The organism is Streptomyces sp. YJ-C3, from assembly GCF_053891275.1.
The window spans coordinates 6,655,758-6,678,848 of sequence record NZ_CM132685.1 but is presented as its reverse complement, the minus strand read 5'-3'; the positions used below and the strand labels follow the sequence as shown (position 1 = coordinate 6,678,848).

The 23,091-nt window shown below is 70.8% G+C and carries 21 protein-coding genes; 18 read left to right on the top strand and 3 right to left on the bottom strand.

Annotated elements, in window-relative coordinates; genetic code table 11:
* The first annotated feature begins 95 nt into the window (after positions 1-95).
* A complete protein-coding gene (locus ACVHNB_RS30040) occupies positions 96-953 on the top strand; it encodes a helix-turn-helix domain-containing protein (RefSeq protein ID WP_428955396.1) in 858 nt (285 codons plus the stop codon).
* Positions 954-1,018: 65 nt separating this feature from the next.
* On the opposite strand, the gene ACVHNB_RS30035 is transcribed toward ACVHNB_RS30040, so the two are convergent.
* Positions 1,019-1,960 (bottom strand): carbohydrate kinase family protein, encoded by a 942-nt coding sequence (locus tag ACVHNB_RS30035; protein ID WP_428955397.1) that lies wholly within the window; start codon positions 1,958-1,960, stop codon positions 1,019-1,021.
* Positions 1,961-2,255: 295 nt separating this feature from the next.
* Here ACVHNB_RS30035 and ACVHNB_RS30030 point away from each other — a divergent pair, with 295 nt between their 5' ends.
* Positions 2,256-2,687, top strand: coding sequence for a Rieske (2Fe-2S) protein (locus tag ACVHNB_RS30030; RefSeq protein ID WP_456226302.1), 432 nt, complete (start codon positions 2,256-2,258; stop codon positions 2,685-2,687).
* 18 nt (positions 2,688-2,705) lie between these two features.
* Here ACVHNB_RS30030 and ACVHNB_RS30025 read toward each other — a convergent pair whose 3' ends face one another.
* Positions 2,706-3,656 (bottom strand): hypothetical protein, encoded by a 951-nt coding sequence (locus ACVHNB_RS30025; protein WP_428957702.1) that lies wholly within the window; start codon positions 3,654-3,656, stop codon positions 2,706-2,708.
* A gap of 255 nt (positions 3,657-3,911) precedes the next feature.
* Between ACVHNB_RS30025 and ACVHNB_RS30020 the strand changes: the two genes are divergently transcribed.
* From ACVHNB_RS30020 to ACVHNB_RS29965, 12 genes are all read left to right on the top strand, one after another.
* Positions 3,912-4,526, top strand: a complete 615-nt coding sequence (locus ACVHNB_RS30020) for a papain-like cysteine protease family protein (RefSeq protein WP_456226301.1) — start codon at positions 3,912-3,914, stop codon at positions 4,524-4,526.
* Entirely contained in the window at positions 4,523-5,311 is a 789-nt protein-coding gene (locus tag ACVHNB_RS30015) for a hypothetical protein (RefSeq protein WP_456226300.1), read from the top strand. The genes ACVHNB_RS30020 and ACVHNB_RS30015 overlap by 4 nt, the downstream gene beginning before the upstream one ends.
* Positions 5,312-5,392: 81 nt before the next feature.
* The gene (gene uvrC, locus ACVHNB_RS30010; RefSeq protein WP_428955400.1) at positions 5,393-7,468 is read left to right on the top strand and encodes an excinuclease ABC subunit UvrC; all 2,076 of its coding nucleotides are present in this window, start codon (positions 5,393-5,395) and stop codon (positions 7,466-7,468) included.
* Positions 7,465-8,454: an RNase adapter RapZ gene (gene rapZ / locus ACVHNB_RS30005; protein WP_428955401.1), complete on the top strand. Its 990-nt coding sequence runs from the start codon at positions 7,465-7,467 to the stop codon at positions 8,452-8,454. The genes uvrC and rapZ overlap by 4 nt, the downstream gene beginning before the upstream one ends.
* Positions 8,451-9,488 carry a gluconeogenesis factor YvcK family protein gene (locus ACVHNB_RS30000; protein WP_428955402.1) on the top strand — a complete coding sequence of 346 codons (1,038 nt, stop codon included), beginning with the start codon at positions 8,451-8,453 and terminating at the stop codon, positions 9,486-9,488. Before rapZ ends, ACVHNB_RS30000 begins: the two co-directional genes overlap by 4 nt.
* The gene (gene whiA / locus ACVHNB_RS29995; RefSeq protein WP_428955403.1) at positions 9,479-10,492 is read left to right on the top strand and encodes a DNA-binding protein WhiA; all 1,014 of its coding nucleotides are present in this window, start codon (positions 9,479-9,481) and stop codon (positions 10,490-10,492) included. The genes ACVHNB_RS30000 and whiA overlap by 10 nt, the downstream gene beginning before the upstream one ends.
* 210 nt (positions 10,493-10,702) lie before the next feature.
* Positions 10,703-13,621, top strand: coding sequence for a M14 family zinc carboxypeptidase (locus ACVHNB_RS29990; RefSeq protein WP_456226299.1), 2,919 nt, complete (start codon positions 10,703-10,705; stop codon positions 13,619-13,621).
* Between the two features lie 189 nt (positions 13,622-13,810).
* Positions 13,811-14,821, top strand: a complete 1,011-nt coding sequence (gene gap / locus ACVHNB_RS29985; RefSeq protein ID WP_456226298.1) for a type I glyceraldehyde-3-phosphate dehydrogenase — start codon at positions 13,811-13,813, stop codon at positions 14,819-14,821.
* 115 nt (positions 14,822-14,936) lie between these two features.
* Entirely contained in the window at positions 14,937-16,148 is a 1,212-nt protein-coding gene (locus tag ACVHNB_RS29980) for a phosphoglycerate kinase (protein WP_428955406.1), read from the top strand.
* 6 nt (positions 16,149-16,154) lie between these two features.
* Positions 16,155-16,931 (top strand): triose-phosphate isomerase, encoded by a 777-nt coding sequence (tpiA, locus tag ACVHNB_RS29975; RefSeq protein ID WP_428955407.1) that lies wholly within the window; start codon positions 16,155-16,157, stop codon positions 16,929-16,931.
* Positions 16,932-17,061: 130 nt separating this feature from the next.
* Positions 17,062-17,292 (top strand): preprotein translocase subunit SecG, encoded by a 231-nt coding sequence (gene secG, locus ACVHNB_RS29970; protein ID WP_018533286.1) that lies wholly within the window; start codon positions 17,062-17,064, stop codon positions 17,290-17,292.
* Between the two features lie 279 nt (positions 17,293-17,571).
* Entirely contained in the window at positions 17,572-17,859 is a 288-nt protein-coding gene (locus tag ACVHNB_RS29965; RefSeq protein WP_007448238.1) for an RNA polymerase-binding protein RbpA, read from the top strand.
* Positions 17,860-17,917: 58 nt separating this feature from the next.
* On the opposite strand, the gene ACVHNB_RS29960 is transcribed toward ACVHNB_RS29965, so the two are convergent.
* Positions 17,918-18,796, bottom strand: coding sequence for a MurR/RpiR family transcriptional regulator (locus ACVHNB_RS29960; protein ID WP_428955408.1), 879 nt, complete (start codon positions 18,794-18,796; stop codon positions 17,918-17,920).
* Positions 18,797-18,884: 88 nt separating this feature from the next.
* On the opposite strand from ACVHNB_RS29960, the gene ACVHNB_RS29955 reads away from it, so the two are divergent.
* The 4 genes from ACVHNB_RS29955 (at position 18,885) to ACVHNB_RS29940 (ending at position 23,068) form a co-directional block, all read left to right on the top strand.
* The gene (locus ACVHNB_RS29955) at positions 18,885-19,886 is read left to right on the top strand and encodes an N-acetylglucosamine kinase (RefSeq protein WP_428955409.1); all 1,002 of its coding nucleotides are present in this window, start codon (positions 18,885-18,887) and stop codon (positions 19,884-19,886) included.
* Between the two features lie 79 nt (positions 19,887-19,965).
* Entirely contained in the window at positions 19,966-20,730 is a 765-nt protein-coding gene (locus ACVHNB_RS29950) for a sugar isomerase domain-containing protein (RefSeq protein WP_456226297.1), read from the top strand.
* Between the two features lie 117 nt (positions 20,731-20,847).
* Entirely contained in the window at positions 20,848-22,515 is a 1,668-nt protein-coding gene (gene pgi, locus ACVHNB_RS29945) for a glucose-6-phosphate isomerase (RefSeq protein WP_428955412.1), read from the top strand.
* Positions 22,516-22,585: 70 nt separating this feature from the next.
* On the top strand, positions 22,586-23,068 hold the full coding sequence (locus ACVHNB_RS29940) for a DUF2087 domain-containing protein (protein WP_428955413.1): 483 nt from the start codon (positions 22,586-22,588) through the stop codon (positions 23,066-23,068).
* The last annotated feature ends 23 nt before the right edge of the window (positions 23,069-23,091 follow it).

The following is a 23,091-nucleotide window of genomic DNA, read 5'->3' as shown; positions in this document are numbered from 1 at the left end:
AGCCTGTGCCCCCGGCAGCAGCGTAGGGAGACCGAGCCAAGACTGGTAGTGACAGGGCCACGATCCACCACGCGACCCATTGATACGTTCAGGGAGTGGGTGACAACGAGTTGGGAACGTTCCTGCGCACCTGCCGGGAAGCGGTCACGCCTGCCGAGGTGGGCCTGCCCGCCGGGTCGCGCCGCCGCACCCCCGGTCTGCGCCGCTCAGAGCTGGCCACGCTCGCCGACATCAGCGCCGAGTACCTCACCCGGCTCGAACAGGGCCGCGACCGCAACCCCTCGCCCTCGGTCCTCGGCGCACTGGCCGACGCGCTGCGGCTCGACACGGACGAGCGGCTGCTGCTGCGCCGCCTCGCCAAGGCGGGCGGGGACGACGCCGTGTTCTGCTCGGGCGCCACGGCCCCCTCGCACACCGTCCGGCCCACGGTCCGCGCACTCCTCGACCGCCTGGAACCCACCCCGGCGGTCCTGGTCAACTGGGTCGGCGACATCCTTGCCCACACCGCCGGGTACGCCCGGTTCGCGGCCCCCCTCGGCATCCTGGACGGCGATCAGCCGAACGTCGTGCGGTACCTGTTCACCGACGAGCGGGCCCGCGCCGTCTATCCCGACTGGGACCGGGTCGCCGACGACCAGATGGCCCGGTTCCGTCAGGGGGCGCCACTCGCCGACCCCCACGTCACGGCGCTCGTCGACGAGTTGACGGTCACCGCCGGCGCTCCCTTCGCCGACCGGATGGCCGCCGCCCCCACCCTGCCCCGACGCGCCGGACACGACCTCGTGGCCCACCCCGAGGTCGGCCCGCTGCGGCTGTCGTACGAGGCGCTGGCCCTGCCGGACGCCGACGCCCAGACGATCCTGGTGCACCTCCCCGCCGACGACTCCACCGCGGTCGCCCTGGACCGCCTCAACGGCCGGACCCCGGGAGCGCTTCGCGCGGTCAACGGGTGAGCCGACCCGGACGCACGGGGCGCCGCCCGCACGTGCCGGGTGGCGTACCTGCGAGGGAGGGGTGCCTACAGGGGGTCGACCTCGGAGGCGTACGGAGGCTCCGCGCCCGCCCGTGAGCAGGTGACCGCCGCCGCGCGTGCCGCGAACCGCAACAGCCGTGCCCAGTCGTCGCCGCTCAGGTCCGCGACCGACGCGGGGGACAGGGCGTCCTGCAGACAGAGGCCGTGCAGCAGCGCCGCGTTGACCGTGTCACCGGCGCCGATCGTGTCCACGACGTCGACCCGCTCGCCCGGCACGGAGTGCTCGCCGCCGCCCTGGGTGAAGACGGTGAGCCCGTCTCCGCCACGGGTGACCACCACGGCCGCGGGGCCGGCGGCGAGCCATTCCCGGGGCGTGCCGCCGAGCCACTGCGCGTCCTCCTCGGAGAGCTTGAGGACGGTGGTGGACGGCAGCCAGCTCTTGAAGCGCGCCCGGTAGGCGTCCGCGTCGGGGATCAGACCGGCCCGGATGTTCGGATCGAGCGCGGTGAACACGCCCTGGGCGGCGGCCGACCGCATCAGCTCCTCGTAGGCCGTCGCCCCCGGCTCCAGCACCAGCGAGCAGGTCCCGAACGACACCGCGCGCGTGCCCTGCGCAAGCGCGTCCGGCACCGCGAAGAGCCGGTCGGCGGTGCCTTCCACGTAGAAGGAGTAGCCGGCCGAGCCGTCCTCACCGATGGACGCGACGGCCAGCGTCGTCGGCTCATCGCCGCGCTGCACCGGGGACACGTCCACGCCGGCCGTCCGCAGCCCGCCGAGCAGCGCCTCGCCGAACGCGTCCCGGGAGACGCGCGAGCAGAAGGCCACCGGGGAGCCGAGCCGGCCCAGCGCAACCGCCGTGTTGTACGGCCCGCCGCCGAGCCGGGGCGCGAGAGGGCGCAGCGCGGCGGGGCCCGGGGCCGCACCGTCGCCGGTGTCCGCGGCCTGCGGGACGAGGTCGATCAGGGCCTCTCCGGCGACGACGATCACGATGGTTCCTCTCGGACGGGGCGTGCGGTGCGGGTGTTCAGGGCGGCTGCCGAAGGCAGGCTAGAGCTTCCCGGCCCGCGAGTCGCCACGCGTCCCCGATACGGGCACGGCTGCCGCTGATTCGGGCACGCCACGGGTGGGACCGGGCAGCGTGCCCGGAGGCGCGGGGGCCCCACGAGGTGCCCGATTCCTCGCCGGTATCGTCTGATCTGTCACCCCTGCTCACCCCCTTGCTCCCCTCTGTAACCCCTGTCCCGCTCCTGTTCACCGGAACAGCGCCCCTCGTGGAGTCCCGATGCCCGGCACGACCCCCTCCCGCATCTCCCGCCGCACCGCTCTGCGCGGCGCCGCCGTCGCGGGGACGGCCGGCCTCGGCCTGACCGCCTGTTCCACCGGATCCGGCGGCGGCGCGGCCGCGGCGCCCACCGCGCCGGTCGACCTGGGCCGGGCCGACGAGGTGCCCGAGGGCGGGGCGAAGCTCTACAAGGACGAGCACGTCGTGGTCAGCCGCACCGAGGACGGCCGGTACAAGGCGTTCAGCACGATCTGCACCCACGCGGGCTGCCCGATCGGGATGCTGAAGGGGACGGAGCTGACGTGCAACTGCCACGGCAGCAAGTTCGACGCCACGACCGGCAAGGTGCTGCACGATCCGGCGACCGTACCGCTGAAGGAGCTGTCGGTGAAGGTCGAGGGCGGCAAGATCGTCGCGGGCCCGCAGCAGTAGCCGCGGGCCGGGAGCGGCTCACTCCCAGTCCCAGCCGATCCCCAGGCGCCCCGCCCGCACCTGTGACTCCACCACGTGCACCGACCGATGGCGGCCGCTCAGTGTCAGCTCCTGACGGCCGCCGCGCGGTGCCGCGGCCGACTGCTGGGCGAAGCGGTGGCAGCGCACGGGCAGCGCGTCGTCGGTGAATTGGACCTGGAGCGCGTACTGCCCGCCGGCGAAGCTGAAGCCGCGGACGTACTCGGTCGAGACGCCGGCCGTGCCGTCCTCGAAGCCGTAGCGGAACAGATGGGTGTCACCGGCCCGCAGCCGCGCGTCGAAGAGCAGCTCCGCCACCAGGACCCCCGTCCGGCCGTCCCACCGCACCCGCCCCGTACGGCAGTTCTCCATGGCCTGCACCACCACGTCGCCCGGCGAACACCCCGGATCACCGTGGTGAATGGCCAGATAGCGGTCCACTCCGTCCCGGTGGGCCCGCACTATGTGCTGGGACTCCCTGCCGAGCATCTCTCTGCCGCCGCCGATCCGGACCCGCTCATGGTGCCCGACGGTGTGCAGCCCGCCGTCCAGCGGCGACTCCAGTTCCGCGAGCAGCCCTTCGAGGACCCCGGACGCCTCGACGAGCGAGCGGTACGAGCGGGCCGCGGGGCGCTGCGGCGCGTCGGCGTTCCCGGTCGGGCCGAGCAGCCGGATCAGTGACTCCTCGGGCAGGTCGAGGATCTCCTCCAGGGCGCGCACGGCCCGCATCGACTCGGGACGCTGCGGGCGCCGCGCACCCTGCTGCCAGTAACTCAGGCTCGTCACGCCGACCTTGATGCCCTGGCGCGACAGATGGTGCTGGACCCGGTGCAGCGGCAGCCGCCGGGCGGCGATCGCGGCCCGCAGCGCGAGGTGGAACGGGCCGGCGCGCAGGGCCGCCTCCAGGGTCGGGGTCGGTGCCGCTTCCTTGTGCCGTTCGCCGAGCCGCATCAGGGCCTCCCGCATCTCCGCGCTCCGCCTGGGCCCGCCGCTGTGAACATCCACAGCGGCGGGCCCGGGCATCGGCGCCGGTCGGAGCGGGGCGGCTGGTCGGCGTACGTAAGTCGTTCACATCCGTACGACCTCATTCACCGCCCCAAGTCACCCGGCATTGAAGCGTGTTGACCTGCACTCGACAAGGTTCAATGCTCGTCATTGCGTCCGGACGCGCTCCTCCACCCCTCACCCCGCTTCGGGAGGACCGCGATGCGCACCACGAAGACTCGCCCACGAACAGGCGCCACGCGCCGCAGACGGCTCCGCGCCGCCGCCCTAGCGGCCACCGCGGCGGTCGCCGTCACCCTGCCGATGACCACCGCATACGCCGACACCTCGGCCCTCGCGGCCAAGCGCCTGAACATCACCATGCAGGCGCAGCAGAAGACGAACTGGTGCTGGGCCGCGAGCGGCAACACCATCGCGACCTGGTTCGGCCGGACGTCCTCGCAGAACCAGTTCTGCAACGCCGCCTTCGGACGCGCCCAGGGCGGCGTCTGCCCCAACTACCAGGCCACGCTGGGCAATGTGCAGAACGGCCTGTCCTGGGCGGGCATCAACCCCGGCTCGTACGTGACCGGATGGCTGCGTTACTCGACGGTACAGGCCGAGATCGACGCGAACCGGCCAGTCGAGACCCGCATCCAATGGTCCAGCGGCGGCGGCCACATGCACGTCCTCTACGGATACGACGACACGAACAGCTGGGTCTACTGGGGCGACCCCTGGCCCTCGGACGACCGCTACAACTGGGCCTCCCACGACTGGTACATCAGCAACAGCTCCTTCTCCTGGACCCACTCGCTGTACCGGATCGGGGCGTGAGCGCGATGGGACGACGGATCATGGCCCCCGTCCTCGCCGGCACCGGCGCGGTCCTCCTGCTCGGCCTCGCGGCCCCGCACGCGAGCGCGGCGCCCACCCCCGTCGACGCCCACGCGCGCGAGGCGGCCCACGAAGCGGCGACGTCGCCACAGACGCTGAACACCCTCTCCCGCTTCTTCGCACGCGATGGCGCGGTCACCGCGTCGGCCGCCGCGCCCCGCATAGAAGGGACCGACGCCGTGCCGGTCTCCTACTTGTCGCGCGATTTCGTTGCCGGCAAGAAGGGCGCGGACATCGCCGAGCTGCAATTCCTCGCCTCCAAAGCGGTGTCCTCCGATGGTCAGAAGGCCTCGGTGTGGACCGTCGAGCGGCGGGGTTCCTGGAAGGTGGTCAACATCGCCTCCGGGGACGACGAGATCCGGTACGCGACGCTCGGGCAGCGAAAGATGCCGGGCGGCACCGTCTTCCGCGAGCCGCAGATCGACGCCTGGTACGTCGCCGGGCACGCGCGCGTGGTGCCGCTCGACGCGGACGCGGCGCGGGCCGTCGGCCGCGACGGGGTCCCGCTCGCCGCCTACCGGGCGCGGGTCGCCCGGGCCTACGGCGACAAGCTGCCGGGCTCCGTCTACGCCGAGAAGGGCGCGGCCGGTGGCTACGGTCCGCCGTCCGCCGGGACGCGAGGCCCCGTCACCGTCGCCCCGACCGTGGCGGGCGCCGGGGCCGCGGTGGCCCTGGGGCTGAGCGGGCTCGCCGTGTACCGGGCGCGATCACGCCGACCGGACTGATCGCCGCGCGGCCGCAAGGTGCCCGGCCCCACCGGCGCCGGGCACCCCGAACTGTCACACCCCGCCAGTAGGGTGTCTGACATGGCCGACCCCTCCAGCTACCGCCCCAAGCCGGGACAGATTCCCGACTCCCCAGGGGTGTACAGGTTCCGCGACGAGCACCGCCGGGTGATCTACGTCGGAAAGGCGAAGAGCCTGCGCCAGCGCCTGGCGAACTATTTCCAGGACCTGGCGAACCTGCACCCCCGCACCCGCACCATGGTCACCACGGCCGCCTCCGTGGAGTGGACGGTGGTGGCCACGGAGGTCGAGGCGCTGCAGCTGGAGTACTCCTGGATCAAGGAGTACGACCCCCGGTTCAACGTCAAGTACCGCGACGACAAGAGCTACCCGTACCTCGCGGTCACGATGAACGAGCAGTTCCCGCGCGTCCAGGTGATGCGCGGTCAGAAGAAGAAGGGCGTGCGCTACTTCGGGCCGTACGGGCACGCCTGGGCGATCCGCGACACCGTGGACCTCCTGCTGCGCGTCTTCCCGGTCCGCACCTGCTCCGCGGGCGTGTTCAAGAACGCGACACGCACCGGCCGCCCCTGCCTCCTCGGCTACATCGGCAAGTGCGCGGCCCCCTGTGTGAGCCGCGTCACCCCCGAGGAGCACCGTGAACTGGCCGAGGACTTCTGCGACTTCATGACGGGCCGCACCGGCACGTACATCCGCCGCCTGGAGAAGGACATGGCGGCGGCCGCCGAGGAGATGGAGTACGAGCGCGCGGCCCGCCTTCGGGACGACATCGAGGCCCTGAAGAAGGCCATGGAGAAGAGCGCCGTCGTCCTCGCCGACGCCACCGACGCCGACCTCATCGCCCTCGCGGAGGACGAGCTGGAGGCCGCCGTCCAGATCTTCCACGTCCGGGGCGGGCGCGTCCGCGGCCAGCGCGGCTGGGTCACCGACAAGGTCGAGGCGGTCACCAGCGGCGACTTGGTGGAGCACGCGCTGCAGCAGCTCTACGGGGAGGAGAGCGGCGACGCCGTCCCCAAGGAAGTCCTCGTCCCGGCGCTGCCCGACCCCCTGGAGCCCGTCCAGGCCTGGCTCACCGAGCGCCGCGGGTCGGCCGTGTCGCTGCGCATCCCGCAGCGGGGCGACAAGAAGGCGCTCATGGAGACGGTGCACAGGAACGCGCTCCAGGCGCTCGCCCTGCACAAGACGAAGCGCGCCTCCGACCTCACCACGCGCTCCCGCGCCCTGGAGGAGATCGCCGAGGCCCTCGACCTGGACGGCGCTCCGCTGCGGATCGAGTGCTACGACATCTCGCACCTCCAGGGCGACGACGTCGTCGCCTCCATGGTGGTCTTCGAGGACGGCCTCGCCCGTAAGAGCGAATACCGCCGCTTCCAGATCAAGGGCTTCGAGGGCCAGGACGACGTCCGCTCCATGCACGAGGTGATCACCCGCCGCTTCAAGCGCTACCTCGCCGCGCAGGAGAAATCGGGGGAGTGGAGCGACGCCGAGCCGACGGAGGACGACGGCCCGATCGAGTCCGGCCTCACCGAGGACGACGGTCGCCCCAAGAAGTTCGCCTACCCGCCGCAGCTCGTCGTGGTCGACGGCGGACAGCCGCAGGTCGCGGCCGCCAAGCGGGCCCTCGACGAGCTGGGCATCGACGACATCGCGGTGTGCGGCCTCGCCAAGCGCCTCGAAGAGGTCTGGGTGCCCGACGAGGACGACCCGGTCGTCCTGCCCCGCACCAGTGAGGGTCTCTACCTCCTCCAGCGCGTCCGCGACGAGGCCCACCGCTTCGCGATCACCTACCAGCGCACCAAGCGGGCCAAGCGCTTCAGGGCGGGCCCCCTGGACGACGTACCGGGCCTCGGCGACGCGCGCAAACAGGCGCTCATCAAGCACTTCGGTTCGGTGAAGCGGCTCCGGTCCGCCACAATCGACCAGATCTGCGAGGTTCCCGGCATAGGCCGCAAGACCGCCGAGACGATCGTGGTGGCCTTCGCGCAGGCGGCACCGGCGGCGCCCGCGGTGAACACGGCCACCGGAGAGATCATGGAAGACGAAGAGGACACCACGGAGCACGCGACGGACGCGCGCTCCGACGAGGAGCCCGTCAGCACGGGAGCCTCGGAGGAACGACGGGGGCAGGAGCCATGAGCGAGCAGGACCACGAAAGCAGTGACACCCGCGGCACGGCGGACAGCCCCGCACAACCGGAGCACGGAGCACAAGTGAGTACCGGCACAGGCGCGACCAGCGACACCCCCGGCGTCCCGGACGCCGCCATCCCCGAACTGGTGATCATCTCCGGCATGTCCGGCGCGGGCCGCTCCACCGCCGCGAAGTGCCTGGAGGACCTCGGCTGGTTCGTCGTCGACAACCTGCCGCCCGCCCTGATCCCCACCATGGTGGAGCTCGGCGCCCGCTCGCAGGGCAACGTCGCGCGGATCGCGGTCGTCGTCGACGTACGCGGACGGCGCTTCTTCGACAACCTCCGGGAGTCCCTCGCGGACCTGGAGTCCAAGCACGTCACACGGCGCATCGTCTTCCTGGAGTCCTCCGACGATGCCCTGGTGCGCCGCTTCGAGTCGGTGCGCCGCCCGCACCCCCTGCAGGGCGACGGCCGCATCGTCGACGGCATCGACGCCGAGCGCGAGCTGCTGCGCGAGCTGCGCGGCGACGCCGACCTGGTCATCGACACCTCCAGCCTGAACGTGCACGAGCTGCGCGCCAAGATGGACGCCCAGTTCGCCGGCGAGGAGGAGCCGGAGCTGCGGGCCACCGTCATGTCGTTCGGCTTCAAGTACGGCCTGCCCGTCGACGCCGATCTCGTGGTCGACATGCGCTTCCTGCCGAACCCGCACTGGGTCCCGGAGCTGCGCCCCTTCACCGGCCTCAACGAAGAGGTGTCGAACTACGTCTTCGCGCAGCCCGGCGCCAAGGAGTTCCTCGACCGCTACACCGAGCTGCTCCAGCTGATCGCGGCCGGCTACCGCCGCGAGGGCAAGCGCTACGTGACCATCGCCGTCGGCTGTACCGGCGGCAAGCACCGCTCCGTCGCCACGTCGGAGAAGCTCGCGGCCCGGCTCGCCGCACAGGGCGTGGAGACCGTGGTCGTCCACCGGGACATGGGCCGGGAATGACGGGGCGCACGCTCCGGCTCACCAGCCGGCTGCGCAGCCGCAGCGCGCCGTCGAGCCGTCGCAGGGGGACGACCCCCAAGGTCGTCGCGCTCGGTGGCGGCATGGGCCTGTCGGCGTCGCTGGCCGCGCTGCGCCGCATCACCGGTGACCTCACCGCCGTCGTCACCGTCGCCGACGACGGCGGCTCCAGCGGCCGGCTCCGCGACGAGCTGGGCGTCCTGCCGCCCGGTGACCTGCGCAAGGCCCTCGCCGCGCTGTGCGGCGACGACGACTGGGGCCAGACCTGGTCCCGCGTGATCCAGCACCGCTTCCAGTCGCCGGGCGAGATGAATGGGCACGCGGTCGGCAACCTGCTGATCGTCGCCCTGTGGGAGCAGCTCGGCGACCACGTCCAGGCCCTGGACCTGGTCGGCAAGCTCCTCGGCGCGCACGGGCGCGTGCTGCCCATGTCCGCGGTCCCGCTGGAGCTGCAGGCCCTGGTCAAGGGCCACGACCCGGCCCGGCCGGACGACGTGGACACCGTGCGCGGGCAGGCCACCGTCGCCCTCACGCCGGGCGAGGTCCAGTCCGTGCACCTGGTGCCGCACGACCCGCCGGCCGTCCCCGAGGCCGTCGCCGCGGTGCTCGACGCGGACTGGGTGGTGCTCGGCCCCGGCTCCTGGTTCTCGTCCGTGATCCCGCATCTGCTCGTACCGGAACTGCTGGACGCGCTCGTCGAGACGAAGGCCCGTCGGGTCCTCTCGCTCAACCTCGCTCCGCAACCCGGTGAAACCGATGGGTTCTCACCGCAGCGTCATTTGGAGGTTTTGGGACGACACGCCCCTAAACTCGCCCTGGACGTGGTGCTGGCCGACGAGGCCGCCGTGCCCGACCGCGACGAGCTCGTCGACTCCGCCAAGGAGCGTTTCGGGGCCGCGGTCGAGCTGGCGCCGGTGGCCAGGCCCGACGGGACTCCGAGGCACGATCCGGAGCTGTTGGCCGCCGCGTACGACCGTATTTTTCGGATGCATGGAAGGATCGGCCCATGGCGATGACGGCAGCGGTGAAGGACGAGATCTCCCGGCTTCCCGTCACCCGGACGTGCTGCAGAAAGGCCGAGGTCTCGGCGATTCTGCGGTTCGCGGGCGGCCTTCACCTGGTGAGCGGCCGCATCGTGATCGAGGCGGAGCTGGACACCGCGATGGCCGCACGGCGGCTCAAGCGGGACATTCTCGAGATCTTCGGGCACGGCTCGGAGCTGATCGTGATGGCGCCCGGCGGGCTGCGCCGCGGCTCGCGTTTTGTCGTACGCGTCGTCGCGGGCGGCGACCAGCTGGCCCGCCAGACGGGGCTCGTGGACGGCCGTGGCCGCCCGATCCGGGGGCTTCCGCCGCAGGTGGTCTCGGGGGCCACCTGCGACGCCGAGGCGGCCTGGCGCGGGGCGTTCCTGGCGCACGGCTCGCTGACCGAGCCGGGGCGCTCCAGCTCGCTGGAGGTGACCTGCCCCGGGCCCGAGGCCGCGCTCGCGCTCGTCGGCGCCGCCCGCCGCCTCTCGATCGCCGCGAAGGCGCGCGAGGTGCGTGGCGTGGACCGCGTCGTGGTCCGTGACGGGGACGCGATCGGCGCCCTGCTCACCCGGATGGGTGCACACGAGTCGGTGCTCGCCTGGGAGGAGCGGCGGATGCGCCGCGAGGTCCGCGCCACCGCGAACCGCCTGGCCAACTTCGACGACGCGAACCTGCGCCGCTCGGCCCGCGCGGCCGTCGCCGCCGGGGCCCGTGTGCAGCGCGCTCTGGAGATCCTCGCCGACGAGGTGCCCGAGCACCTCGCGGCCGCCGGGCGGCTGCGCATGGAGCACAAGCAGGCCTCCCTGGAGGAGCTGGGCGCGCTCGCCGACCCGCCGCTGACCAAGGACGCCGTCGCGGGCCGCATCAGGCGCCTGCTCGCCATGGCGGACAAGCGGGCCCAGGACCTCGGCATCCCGGGCACGGAGTCGAACCTCACGGAGGACCTGGCCGAGGAGATGGCCGAGGAGATGGCGGACAACCTGGCGGGCTGATCCGCCGAAAGCCTCTTACGGCTCCCTGCGTTCTCCCTATGTCAACAAGCCGGTGGCGGCGCCCAGGAGGGGCGTCATCACCGGCTTTTTGCCGTCTCTGAAGGGGACTTGATGCCCCCTTGACTTGACCATGAACTGTCATGAGTCTGGCGGCTGTTCGCTTCTGTGGCACTGCGCCACGACCGCGGCAGACAACTGCAAGGGGGGCTCATGAGACGAAGAGCGAGATCGATCCTCGCTGTCGGAGCACTTGTCCTGGGACTGGGAGGGGCGGTCCTCACGCCCGTCGCCCAGGCGGAGAGCGGAAGTTCAGCGAGCGGCGACCCCGGCGCGGACGCCGTCAAGGTGTTCCGCGCGGACGTGTCGAAGGAACAGATACCCCTGCTCCTCCAGGCGGGCCAGGACGGCCATGAACTCGGCGAGCAGGCGCCCGACAAGGGCACCGCGGAGGTCGAGGTCTACCTCACCGACCGGCAGGCCGAGACGCTGCGCGACCAGGGCGTGAAGCTCACCGAGCGCAAGCTGACGGCCAAGGCCGAGGCCCGCGTCGCGGCCGCGGGCGACGGTGTCTTCCGCCCGTACAGCGGCAAGGGAAATCTCCAGGAGGAGATCGTCCGCACCGGCCAGGAGCACCCCGGCCTCACCAAGGTCGTCTCCATCGGAAAGACGCTCCAGGGCCAGGACATCCTCGCGCTGAAGGTCAGCAAGGGCGCCAAGAAGACCAAGGACGGCGCCAAGCCGTCGGTCCTCTACATGTCCAACCAGCACGCGCGCGAGTGGATCACCCCGGAGATGACCCGCCGCCTGATGCACCACTACGTGGACAACTACGCCAAGGACCGGCGCATCAAGAAGATCGTCGACTCCACGGAGCTGTGGTTCGTCCTCTCGGCCAATCCCGACGGCTACGACTGGACGTTCCGGTCCGACAGCAACCGCCAGTGGCGCAAGAACATGCGCGACATCAACGGTGACGGGAAGTACACCACCGGCGACGGCGTCGACCTCAACCGCAACTTCGCCTACAAGTGGGGCTACGACGACGAGGGATCGTCCCCGAGCCCCGCCAGTCAGACCTACCGCGGCGCGAGCCCGAACTCCGAGCCCGAGACCAAGGCCCTCGACGCCTTCGAGAAGCGCGTCGGCTTCGACTACGCCATCAACTACCACTCCGCCGCCGAGCTGCTGCTCTACGGAGTGGGCTGGCAGGTCGCCACGCCCACACCGGACGACGTGCTCTACAAGGCGCTCGCCGGCACCCCGGACAACTCCGCGATCCCCGGCTACCACCCGCAGGTCTCCTCCGAGCTGTACACGACGAACGGCGAGGCGGACGGCCACGCCGGCAACGTCAACGGCGTCTCGATGTTCACCCCCGAGATGAGCACCTGCCAGACCGCCTCGAACGTCGACCCGAACGACGCCTGGCGGCCCCAGGACTGCGCGTCGGTCTTCACGTTCCCGGACGACGAGAAGCTCATCCAGGACGAGTTCGCGAAGAACATCCCCTTCGCGCTGTCCGTCGCGGAGACCGCCTCCCACCCGGACCAGCCGTCGTCCTCGGTCGGCCTGGACGCGCCCGACTTCACCCCGGCCACGTTCTCGACGTCGTACGCGCGCGGCGGTGACCAGGAAGTCTCCGTGATCGCCCGTAAGTCCGTACGCGACAAGGAGCTGAACTACCGCATCAATGGCGGCCGTTCGCACGACGAGGAATTGCGCGCTTGGAAGGGAGGAGAGACCTACGGAGGCGACGACAATCTCCACTTCGACGCCTATAGGGCGAAGATCGAGGACGCCGATGTCGGCGACAAGGTAGAGGTGTGGTTCACGGGGCGTACGAAATCCGGAAAGCGCACGTCCAGCGCCCCCTTCACGTACACCGTTGCCGAACGTCCGAAGGCGGACACTCTTGTCGTCGCGGAAAACGACGCCCCAGGGCGACAGACGGCCGCCTACGTGGATGCCCTCAAGGCCGACGGTCGCAAGGCGGCCGTCTGGAACGTCGCCACGCAGGGCGTGCCCGACGCCCTCGGGGTCCTGGACCACTTCGACACGGTCGTCCACTACACGGGTGCCGACCGCCCCGGCCTCGCCACCCAGCTCACTCTGCGCGACTACCTCAACGAGGGCGGCAAGCTGATCGAGGCCGGTGAGAAGGCGGGCGGCTCCGTCGCCATCGGTGACACCACCACGAACGACTTCAGCCAGTACTACCTGGGCGCCTACTCGCGCACCGCGGCTCCGGTCGCCACCCGCTTCGACGGATCCGGCGAGCTGGCCGGGACGTCCGCGACCCTCGGCGACGCTCCCGGCAACCCGCTCGACGGCGCCGGTCTGTACGAGGCCACGTCGGCCACCCTGCCGCAGTTCGAGAGCGCCGGAGCCGGCCAGTACGAAGGCGCGGGCATGGCCGCCGCCGTGCACACGGACGACGCCTACAAGCGCCTGACCCGCACCATCGACCTCACGGGTGTCACCGCCGCGGACCGGCCGGCCCTGCGGACGCAGCTGCTGTGGGACACCGAGGCCGGCTACGACCACGTACTCCTGGAGGCTCACACGGTCGGCGCAACGGACTGGACGACTCTGCCGGACACCGCGGGTCTCACCACGAACGCCGTGCCCACCGAGTGCGAGGCCGGATTCCTGATCGAGGAGCACCCGGCCCTCGAGCGCTATCTGACGCCCGACGGTGCCGCTTGCAAGAACACCGGCACCTCCGGGGCCTGGAACAGCCTCACGGGCTCCTCGGACGACTGGAAGACCGTCACGTACGACCTGAGCGCCTACGCGGGCAGGTCCGTCGAGGTGTCGCTCAGCTACGTGTCCGACCCGGGCACCGGCGGTGAGGGTGTGCGCGCCGACAACGCGTCCGTCGTCGTCGGGGGACAGGTCACCCAGAACGAGGACTTCGAGGAGTCCCTGGGCGTCTGGCAGGTCTCGGGGCCGCCCGAGGGCAGCCCGGCCGCGGTCAAGGACTGGGCGCGCGCCGTGGACCTGTTCACGACGTACGGGGCGATCAGCACCCCGGACACCGTTCTCCTCGGATTCGGTCTGGAACATGTCACCACGGCCGCTGATCGAAATGCGCTCATCAGAAAGGCACTGCGCTCAATTAGCGACTGATCGGCTCCGAAATACCCGGGAAATATGCGGCGGCCCGTACGTTACTGACGAGTACGGGCCGCTGTGCCCTGCATAGAGGCGCTCGATGTCACCTCAAGCCCTTATGGGGGGTAGGGTCGGAGGCGGTCGGGGACATCCCAATACATCTCGCCGGCGTCGAATCCGGCGTACCAACGAGGAGATCGGTTCGTGACGATCCGCGTAGGCATCAACGGCTTTGGCCGCATCGGTCGTAACTACTTCCGCGCGCTGCTGGAGCAGGGTGCGGACATTGAGATCGTGGCTGTCAACGACCTGGGTGACACCGCGACCACCGCGCACCTCCTGAAGTACGACACCATCCTGGGCCGCCTCAAGGCCGAGGTGTCGCACACCGAGGACACCATCACCGTCGACGGCCACACCATCAAGGTGCTGTCCGAGCGCAACCCCGCCGACATCCCGTGGGGTCAGCTGGGTGTCGACATCGTCATCGAGTCGACCGGCATCTTCACCAAGAAGGCCGACGCCGAGAAGCACATCGCCGGTGGCGCCAAGAAGGTCCTCATCTCGGCTCCGGCCAAGGACGAGGACATCACGATCGTGATGGGCGTCAACCAGGACAAGTACGACCCGGCGAACCACCACGTCATCTCGAACGCGTCCTGCACCACCAACTGTGTGGCGCCGATGGCCAAGGTTCTCGACGAGAACTTCGGCATCGTCAAGGGCCTGATGACGACGGTCCACGCGTACACGAACGACCAGCGCATCCTGGACTTCCCGCACTCGGACCTGCGCCGCGCCCGCGCCGCCGCCGAGAACATCATCCCGACCACGACCGGTGCCGCCAAGGCCACCGCCCTGGTCCTGCCGCAGCTCAAGGGCAAGCTCGACGGCATCGCGATGCGCGTCCCGGTCCCGACCGGCTCGGCCACCGACCTGGTCGTCGACCTGCAGCGCGAGGTCACCAAGGACGAGGTCAACGCCGCGTTCAAGAAGGCCGCCGACGACGGCGCCCTCAAGGGCATCCTGTTCTACACCGAGGACCCGATCGTGTCCTCGGACATCGTCAGCGACCCGGCGTCCTGCACCTTCGACTCCTCCCTGACGATGGTTCAGGAAGGCAAGACGGTGAAGATCCTCGGCTGGTACGACAACGAGTGGGGCTACTCGAACCGCCTCGTGGACCTGACGGTCTTCGTCGGTGGTCAGCTCTAAAGTTCTAGAGCAGCAAGGCATCTCGATGTGAGCGAAGGGTCCGGACCCGCGCGACGCCGCGCGTCGGTCCGGGCCCTTCGCGCGTCAGCCTCACAGCCTCACAAGGAGCCGAGTCATGAAGACCATTGAGGAACTTCTCGCCGAAGGGGTCGACGGCAAGCGGGTGTTCGTCCGCGCCGACCTCAACGTGCCGCTGGCCGACGGCCTGATCACCGACGACGGCCGCATCCGCGCCGTCCTGCCCACCGTCAAGGCCCTGGCCGACGCGGGCGCCAAGGTGATCGTCGCCTCCCACCTGGGCCGTCCCAAGGGCGCCCCGGACCCGCAGTTCTCGCTGCTGCCCGCCGCCGAGCGCCTCGCCGAGCTGCTCGGCAAGCCGGTCGCGTTCGCCCAGGACACGGTCGGCCCCGCCGCGCACGAGGCCGTCGACGGCCTGGAGCCGGGCCAGGTCGCCGTCATCGAGAACCTGCGCTTCAACGCGGGCGAGACGAGCAAGGACGACACCGAGCGCGGCGAGTTCGCCGACCGGCTCGCGGCGCTGGCCGACGTCTACGTAGGCGACGGTTTCGGTGCCGTGCACCGCAAGCACGCCTCCGTGTACGACCTTCCGGCGCGGCTGCCGCACTACGCCGGCTTCCTCATCGCCACCGAGGTCGGCGTCCTGAAGAAGCTCACCGACGACGTCAAGCGCCCCTATGTGGTCGCGCTCGGCGGCGCCAAGGTCTCCGACAAGCTCGCCGTCATCGACCAGCTGCTCGGCAAGGCCGACCGTCTGCTCATCGGCGGCGGCATGGCGTACACGTTCCTCAAGGCCAAGGGCCACGAGGTCGGCATCTCACTCCTCCAGGAGGACCAGATCCCGGCCGTCACGGAGTACCTGGAGCGCGCCGAGAAGAACGGCGTGGAGATCGTCCTGCCGGTCGACGTCCTGGTCTCGACGGAGTTCCCCGACCTCAAGGGGAAGACCCCGGCCAACCCCAGCACGGTCGCCGCGGACGCCATCCCGGCCGACCAGGAGGGCCTGGACATCGGCCCGGAGACCCGCAAGCTGTACGCCTCGAAGCTCGCCGACGCGCAGACCGTCTTCTGGAACGGTCCGATGGGCGTCTTCGAGCACCCCGACTACGCCGAGGGCACCAAGGCGGTCGCCCAGGCCCTCCTCGACTCCCCGGGCTTCACCGTGGTGGGCGGCGGCGACTCCGCCGCGGCCGTCCGTACCCTGGGCTTCGACGAGAAGGCATTCGGCCACATCTCGACCGGCGGCGGCGCCTCCCTCGAGTACCTCGAGGGCAAGACGCTGCCCGGTCTCGCCGCACTGGAGGACTGACCCCGTATGACCACGCGTACGCCGCTGATGGCGGGCAACTGGAAGATGAACCTCAACCACCTCGAGGCCATCGCGCACGTCCAGAAGCTCGCCTTCGCCCTCGCGGACAAGGACTACGAGGCCGTCGAGGTCGCCGTCCTGCCGCCCTTCACCGACCTGCGCTCCGTCCAGACGCTGGTCGACGGCGACAAGCTCAAGATCAAGTACGGTGCCCAGGACCTCTCGGCGCACGACTCCGGCGCGTACACGGGCGAGATCTCCGGCCCGATGCTCGCCAAGCTCAAGTGCACGTACGTCGCGATCGGCCACTCCGAGCGCCGGCAGTACCACGACGAGACCGACGAGGTCGTCAACGCCAAGGTGAAGGCCGCCTACAAGCACGGCCTGACCCCGATCCTGTGCGTCGGCGAGGAGCTGGACGTGCGTGAGGCGGGCAACCACGTCACGCACACCCTCAGCCAGGTCGAGGGCGGTCTCAAGGACCTGCCCGCCGAGCAGGCCGAGACCGTCGTCGTCGCCTACGAGCCGGTGTGGGCCATCGGCACCGGCAAGGTGTGCGGCGCCGACGACGCGCAGGAGGTCTGCGCGGCCATCCGCGGCAAGCTCGCCGAGCTGTACTCCCAGGACGTCGCCGACAAGATCCGCATCCAGTACGGCGGTTCCGTGAAGTCCGGCAACGTCGCGGAGATCATGGGCAAGCCGGACATCGACGGTGCCCTCATCGGTGGCGCTTCCCTGGACACCGACGAGTTCGTCAAGATCGTTCGATTCCACGAGCAGTGATTCGCGCGTGGCGCGACCTGTGAGTATGCGCTAGCGGCGATACGTCGTACCCTTGCGGGGCCGAGGCTCTATGAAGGAGCTTCGGCCCCGTCGTCCGAATAAGTCCGAGGAAGTTGGTCCAGCCGTGGTTATGGGGTTCTCGATCGCCCTGATCGTCTTCAGCCTGCTGCTGATGCTCCTTGTGCTGATGCACAAGGGAAAGGGTGGCGGCCTCTCCGACATGTTCGGTGGCGGCATGCAGTCCTCCGTCGGTGGCTCCTCGGTCGCCGAGCGGAATCTGGACCGGATCACGATCGTCATCGGTCTGCTCTGGTTCGCGTGCATCGTCGTGCTCGGCATTCTCATGAAGATCAACAACTGATCTTCTGAAGCCGAGCCTTCGGTTCGACCCGTCACAACTGCACAGAGCTCACGTAAGGCCCCATGTCCGGTACGCGCCCAACGGCGCGGCCTATCATGGGGCTTGCGTCTAGGGGCGGGGATGTAACTCCAATCACTGGACGCGCGTTGGGCCTTACGTAGACTGAGGCGCTCCGCGGCGAAGCGAGACGCCGACACGCTTCGCGGCACCATCACGCAGGGAGTTACGACCGTGGCAAGTGGCAACGCGATCCGAGGAAGTCGGGTCGGGGCGGGGCCGATGGGTGAGGCCGAGCGCGGCGAGTCCGCACCACGCCTGCGCATCTCCTTCTGGTGCTCGAACGGGCACGAGACGCAGCCGAGCTTCGCCTCCGACGCGCAGGTGCCGGAGACCTGGGACTGTCCGCGCTGCGGCTTCCCGGCCGGGCAGGACCGGGACAATCCGCCGGACCCGCCGCGTACCGAGCCGTACAAGACGCACCTCGCGTACGTGCGGGAGCGGCGCAGCGACGCGGACGGCGAGGCGATCCTCGCCGAGGCGCTCGCGAAACTGCGGGGCGAGATCTAGGAGTTCGGAACCGGCCGGGTGCCCATGAGGGCGCCCGGCCGGTTCTGCTCCGGCGCGGTCACGAACGGCGGCGCGGACGGGCCGCGTGCTCCTCGGAGATGTGGGCCGTCAGCGCGATCGACGCGGTCGCCCGCTCGTAGGTCAGCTGCGCCACGCGCGCGTAGAGGCAGTCCAGGATCAGCAGCGCCGAATGGCGCGCGCCGAAGCTGCCGCGCCGGAAGCTCGTCTCGGCCGCCGTCCACGTCAGGTGCACCGCGGCCGCCTGGGCGACGGGGGAGCGCGGGTCACCGGTGACCGCGACGGTCGTGGCGCCGCGCTCCGCGGCCAGCCGCAGCGGACCCAGGACCTCCCGGGTGCGCCCCGAGTGCGACAGCGCCACGGCCGCGTCCGCGGGCGTCAGCAGGGCCGCCGAGGTCTCCGCGGCGTGCACCTCGGTCCAGCCGCGGGCCGGCATCCCGATGCCGAACAGCCGGGCCTCCGTCTCGCGCGCCAGGATGCCCGAGCCGCCGACGCCGTAGACATCGATGCGACGGGCCTTGGCGAGTGCCTGGGCGGCCGCTTCCAGGGCGGTGCGGTCCAGTTGGTCGCGGGTGCTGCGCAGCGCCTGGAGGTCCGCGTGCGCGACGACGGAGATCAGGTGCTCCAGGTCGTCGTCCGGGCCGATGTCGGGACCCAGGGGGCGCTCCTGGTCCCCGACGTCCCGGGTGTCCTTCTCGCCCTGCTCCTTGGCCAGTTCGAGCAGCAGCCGCTGGTAGGTCTCCAGCCCGAGGGCCTGGCAGAAGCGGGTGACGGTGGCCTGCGAGGTGCCCGTACGGCGCCCCAGGTCGGCCGCAGAGGTCTCCGCGACGGCGGCGGGGTCGGCCAGCACGTACGCGCCGACCTTGCGCAACGAGCCGCTGAGCGTGGGCAGTTCGGAGCGGATCCGGGCTGTGATCATGAGGGTCTCTCGGTCGGTGACGGCGCCGTCAGGTCGTACTGATGGTGAGGGTGTTGTCCCGGACTGAATCTATCAATCATCATGCGGTGTGCTCACTGAATCCATCGATCAATACGTCGCTCCGCTCGCCGTCGGGATCGACGCCGGAGGCACCCGGGTCCGGGCGCGCTGTGTCGACGCGGACGGCCGGCTCGTGGGCGTCGGACACGGCGGGCCCGGCAACGCGCTGAGTGTCGAACGGCCCACTCTCGTAAGGAACTTGGAGCATGCGCTGGCGGCAGCCGTGCCCGCGGCGCTGCGCGGAGCGGTCGCCGCGGTCGTCGGCGGGTTCGCCGGCGCGGGGGAGGGCGGCGGCTCGGTGCGCGGGTGCAGTGTCGCCGAGGAATGTCTGGCCGAGGCGCTGGCCCGCCTGGGGCTCGGCGCTGCGGCGCTGCGGGTCCACGGCGACGTGGAGGTGGCCTGCGCCTCCGGGCCCGGGGCTCCGGCCGACGGGCTCGTGCTCATCGCGGGGACCGGCGCGGCCGCGGCGCGGGTGGCCGGGCGGCGCACGGTGCGCGTCGTGGACGGCGACGGCTGGCTGCTCGGCGACACCGGCAGCGGCTTCTGGCTCGGGCAGCAGGCGTTGCGCGGCGCGCTGCGGGCGGTGGACGGCCGGGAGGAGTGGGGCCCGCTGGTGACGCTGGTGCTCGACCGTGTCGCGCCGGGGAGCGCCGATCCCGCGCTCGACTGGGCCGGTCGGCACCGCCTCAAGCAGACGATCGCGGGCTGGGCGTACCGGCAGCGGCCGGTCGTGCTGGCCGAGTTGAGTCCCCTCGTGGTGACCGCCGCGGAGCTCGGCGACGAGCGGGCGCGGTTCCTGCTCGACGAGGCGGCCCGGCAACTCGCGAGCTCTGTAGGCGCATTGGGGCCCGTCCCCGGCGAGTCGCTGGTCATCACGGGCGGACTCCTCGGCCCCGAGGGCCCGTTGGGGGATCGGCTGCGCGCCGCCGTGGAGCCGTGGGGGCTGCGGTGCTCGTCCGTGCCGGACGGTGTCGGCGGCGCGGTGGAACTGGCCCGGCGACTCGCCGCCGAATCGCCGGGGACGTCTTGACGCCTCTCCTCGGCTGGTTCAATCTTTCATCTCGTAAGGCATGAACTGAATCAGTGAACCAATCGAGGTGGTCGGGGTCATGACGGAACAGCGGCTCGGGGCGGACGAGTTGGCGGACCAGGTGCGCGAGCACGTCGAGCGCGCCGTCGCCACCAACAAAGAGGGCGTCGCCGCGACGGCCCGGCTCATCGCGGACTGCGTCGCCGCCGACGGCGTCGTGCACGCCTTCGGCACCGGGCACTCGCAGGCCACCGCCCTGGAGATCTCGGGTCGCGCGGGCGGCCTCATCCCCACCACGCGTATCGCCCTGCACGATCTGGTCCTGCGCGGCGGCGAGGACCGCTCGGTGCTCGCCGACCCCCTCCTGGAGCGGCGCCCCGGGCTCGCCGCCCGCCTCTACGAACTGAGCACCCCGCGCCCGCAGGACCTCTTCGTGATCATCTCCAACTCGGGCGTCAACAACTCCATCGTCGACATGGCGCTCCTGGTCAAGGAGAAGGGCCACCCGCTGGTCGCCCTCACCTCGCTGGAGCACACCCGTTCCGTCCCCGCCCTGCACGCGAGCGGCAGCCGGCTCGCCGACCACGCCGACGCCGTCCTCGACAACTGCGCGCCCACCGGCGACGCGATCCTGCCGCTGCCCGACGGCGGCACGCTCTGCGGTGTCTCCACCATCACCTCGGCGCTCCTCGTGCAGATGGTCGTGGCCGAGGCCGTCGCCCTGCTGCTCGCCGAGGGCCACGAGCCGCCCGTCTACGTCTCCGCCAACCTGCCCGGCGGCTTCGAGCGCAACGGCCGCCTGGAGGACCACTACGCGGGACGCCTGCACCGCGGCGGACACTGACCCGCACGGCCGCGCGCGCATCGGACAGACTGCTCATACCGGCTGCTGATCGATTAGGTTGGACGGAGCAGCGGGGCAAGGCACGTACGCACGTACGAGAGAAAGCTGAAGTCCGAGATGAACGCGTTCGAAGCAGGCGCAGAGGGCCGCGCGCGGCTCACCCAGACGGCCGAATGGCAGGCGCTGGCCAAGCACCGGGAGCAGCTGGGCGACGTGCAGCTGCGCGAGCTGTTTGCCGCCGACCCGGCGCGCGGCTCGGGCCTGGTGCTGGAGGTCGGCGATCTCCACATCGACTACTCCAAGCACCTGATCACCGACGAGACGCTGCGTCTGCTGCGCGAGCTGGCCGCCGCGACCGACGTCTTCGGCCTGCGGGACGCCATGTTCCGCGGCGAGAAGATCAACACGACCGAGGACCGGGCCGTGCTGCACACGGCGCTGCGCGCCCCGGCCGACGCGGTGATCGAGGTCGACGGCGAGAACGTGGTGCCCGGGGTGCACGCGGTGCTCGACAAGATGGCCGCGTTCGCCGGCAAGGTCCGCTCCGGCGAGTGGACCGGCCACACCGGCAAGCGCATCAAGAACGTCGTCAACATCGGCATCGGCGGCTCCGACCTCGGCCCCGCGATGGCCTACGAGGTGCTGCGCTCCTTCACCGACCGCGATCTCACCGTCCGCTTCGTGTCGAACGTCGACGGCGCCGACCTGCACGAGGCCGTCCGCGACCTCGACCCGGCCGAGACGCTGTTCGTCATCGCCTCGAAGACCTTCACGACCATCGAGACGATCACCAACGCGACGTCCGCCCGTAACTGGCTGCTCACCGAGCTGAGGGCCGGTCAGGAAGCAGTCGCCAAGCACTTCGTGGCGCTGTCGACGAACGAGGAGAAGGTCTCCGAGTTCGGCATCGACACGGCCAACATGTTCGAGTTCTGGGACTGGGTCGGCGGACGTTACTCGTATGACTCCGCCATCGGCCTGTCCCTGATGATCGCCATCGGGCCCGACGCCTTCCGCGAGATGCTCGACGGCTTCCACCTCGTCGACGAGCACTTCCGCACCGCACCCGCCGAGTCCAACGTGCCGCTCCTGATGGGCCTGCTGGGCATCTGGTACGGCAACTTCCACGACGCCCAGTCGCACGCCGTGCTGCCGTACAGCCACTACCTGTCGAAGTTCACCGCCTACTTGCAGCAGCTCGACATGGAGTCGAACGGCAAGTACGTGCAGCGCAACGGCGAAGAGGTCGGCTGGCAGACCGGCCCCGTCGTGTGGGGCACGCCCGGCACGAACGGCCAGCACGCCTACTACCAGCTCATCCACCAGGGCACGAAGCTGATCCCGGCGGACTTCATCGGCTTCGCCGAACCCGTCGCCGATCTGCAGCCGGGGCTCGTCGCCCAGCACGATCTGCTGATGGCCAACTTCTTCGCGCAGACGCAGGCGCTCGCGTTCGGCAAGACGCCGGACGAGGTCCGCGCGGAGGGTGTGCCGCCGGAGCTGGTGCCGCACAAGACGTTCAAGGGCAACCACCCCACGACGACGATCCTCGCGAAGTCCCTGACGCCCTCCGTGCTCGGTCAGCTGGTCGCCCTCTACGAGCACAAGGTGTTCGTGCAGGGCGCCGTGTGGAACATCGACTCCTTCGACCAGTGGGGCGTCGAACTCGGCAAGGTCCTCGCCAAGCGCGTCGAGCCGGCCCTGACCGAAGGCGCGGACGTGCCGGGACTCGACGAGTCGACCAAGGCGCTCGTCGCCAAGTACCGCGAGCTGCGCGGCCGTTGAGTTAATCGGGTGCGGGGGTGCGGCCCGGCGGGTGAGACTTCAGGTCTGTGACCAGCCGGGAGGCACCCCTGTGGATCAGCTCATGTCGGCCCTCGCCGACCCCGAACGACTCAGGCTGTACGCGCGCATAGTGCTGGACGAACTGCCGCCGCGCGAGGCCGACGGCCCGACCGCGCGCAAGCACCTGGGCAAGCTCATCGCCGCGGGGCTCGTCGAGCGGCTCGACGACGGCGCGCTGCGCGCCGGGCCCGAGGTGTTCCGCCGGGCCCGGACTCCCGAGCCCAGCACGGGAGTTCCCCGCCATCTCACCGGGTTCTTCGCCCGCGGCCGGCTGACCACGATCCCGGTCCGCCCCACCGTGCGCCACGAACTCCTCGTCCACCTCACGGACACCCTCTTCGACGCCGACCGCACGTACAGCGAGCGGGAGGTCAACGCGGCGCTGCGCACCGTCCACGACGACACCGCCGCCCTGCGCCGCTACTGCGTCATCGACGGCCTGCTCGTCCGGGAGAAGGACGGCTCCGACTACCGGGTCCCGCAGCATGCGTAAGGCCCCGCGTCCTTGAGGATGCG

Excerpts from the sequence above, each read along its gene's own strand:
- uvrC (WP_428955400.1), top strand. The coding sequence starts at position 5,393 with ATGGCCGACCCCTCCAGCTACCGCCCCAAGCCGGGACAGATTCCCGAC.
- ACVHNB_RS29990 (WP_456226299.1), top strand. The coding sequence starts at position 10,703 with ATGAGACGAAGAGCGAGATCGATCCTCGCTGTCGGAGCACTTGTCCTG.
- pgi (WP_428955412.1), top strand. The coding sequence starts at position 20,848 with ATGAACGCGTTCGAAGCAGGCGCAGAGGGCCGCGCGCGGCTCACCCAG.
- ACVHNB_RS29950 (WP_456226297.1), top strand. The coding sequence starts at position 19,966 with ATGACGGAACAGCGGCTCGGGGCGGACGAGTTGGCGGACCAGGTGCGC.
- ACVHNB_RS30030 (WP_456226302.1), top strand. The coding sequence starts at position 2,256 with ATGCCCGGCACGACCCCCTCCCGCATCTCCCGCCGCACCGCTCTGCGC.
- ACVHNB_RS30000 (WP_428955402.1), top strand. The coding sequence starts at position 8,451 with ATGACGGGGCGCACGCTCCGGCTCACCAGCCGGCTGCGCAGCCGCAGC.
- ACVHNB_RS29980 (WP_428955406.1), top strand. The coding sequence starts at position 14,937 with ATGAAGACCATTGAGGAACTTCTCGCCGAAGGGGTCGACGGCAAGCGG.
- tpiA (WP_428955407.1), top strand. The coding sequence starts at position 16,155 with ATGACCACGCGTACGCCGCTGATGGCGGGCAACTGGAAGATGAACCTC.
- secG (WP_018533286.1), top strand. The coding sequence starts at position 17,062 with ATGGGGTTCTCGATCGCCCTGATCGTCTTCAGCCTGCTGCTGATGCTC.
- ACVHNB_RS29965 (WP_007448238.1), top strand. The coding sequence starts at position 17,572 with ATGGGTGAGGCCGAGCGCGGCGAGTCCGCACCACGCCTGCGCATCTCC.
- rapZ (WP_428955401.1), top strand. The coding sequence starts at position 7,465 with ATGAGCGAGCAGGACCACGAAAGCAGTGACACCCGCGGCACGGCGGAC.
- whiA (WP_428955403.1), top strand. The coding sequence starts at position 9,479 with ATGGCGATGACGGCAGCGGTGAAGGACGAGATCTCCCGGCTTCCCGTC.
- ACVHNB_RS29960 (WP_428955408.1), bottom strand. The coding sequence starts at position 18,796 with ATGATCACAGCCCGGATCCGCTCCGAACTGCCCACGCTCAGCGGCTCG.
- ACVHNB_RS30020 (WP_456226301.1), top strand. The coding sequence starts at position 3,912 with ATGCGCACCACGAAGACTCGCCCACGAACAGGCGCCACGCGCCGCAGA.
- ACVHNB_RS30025 (WP_428957702.1), bottom strand. The coding sequence starts at position 3,656 with ATGCGGCTCGGCGAACGGCACAAGGAAGCGGCACCGACCCCGACCCTG.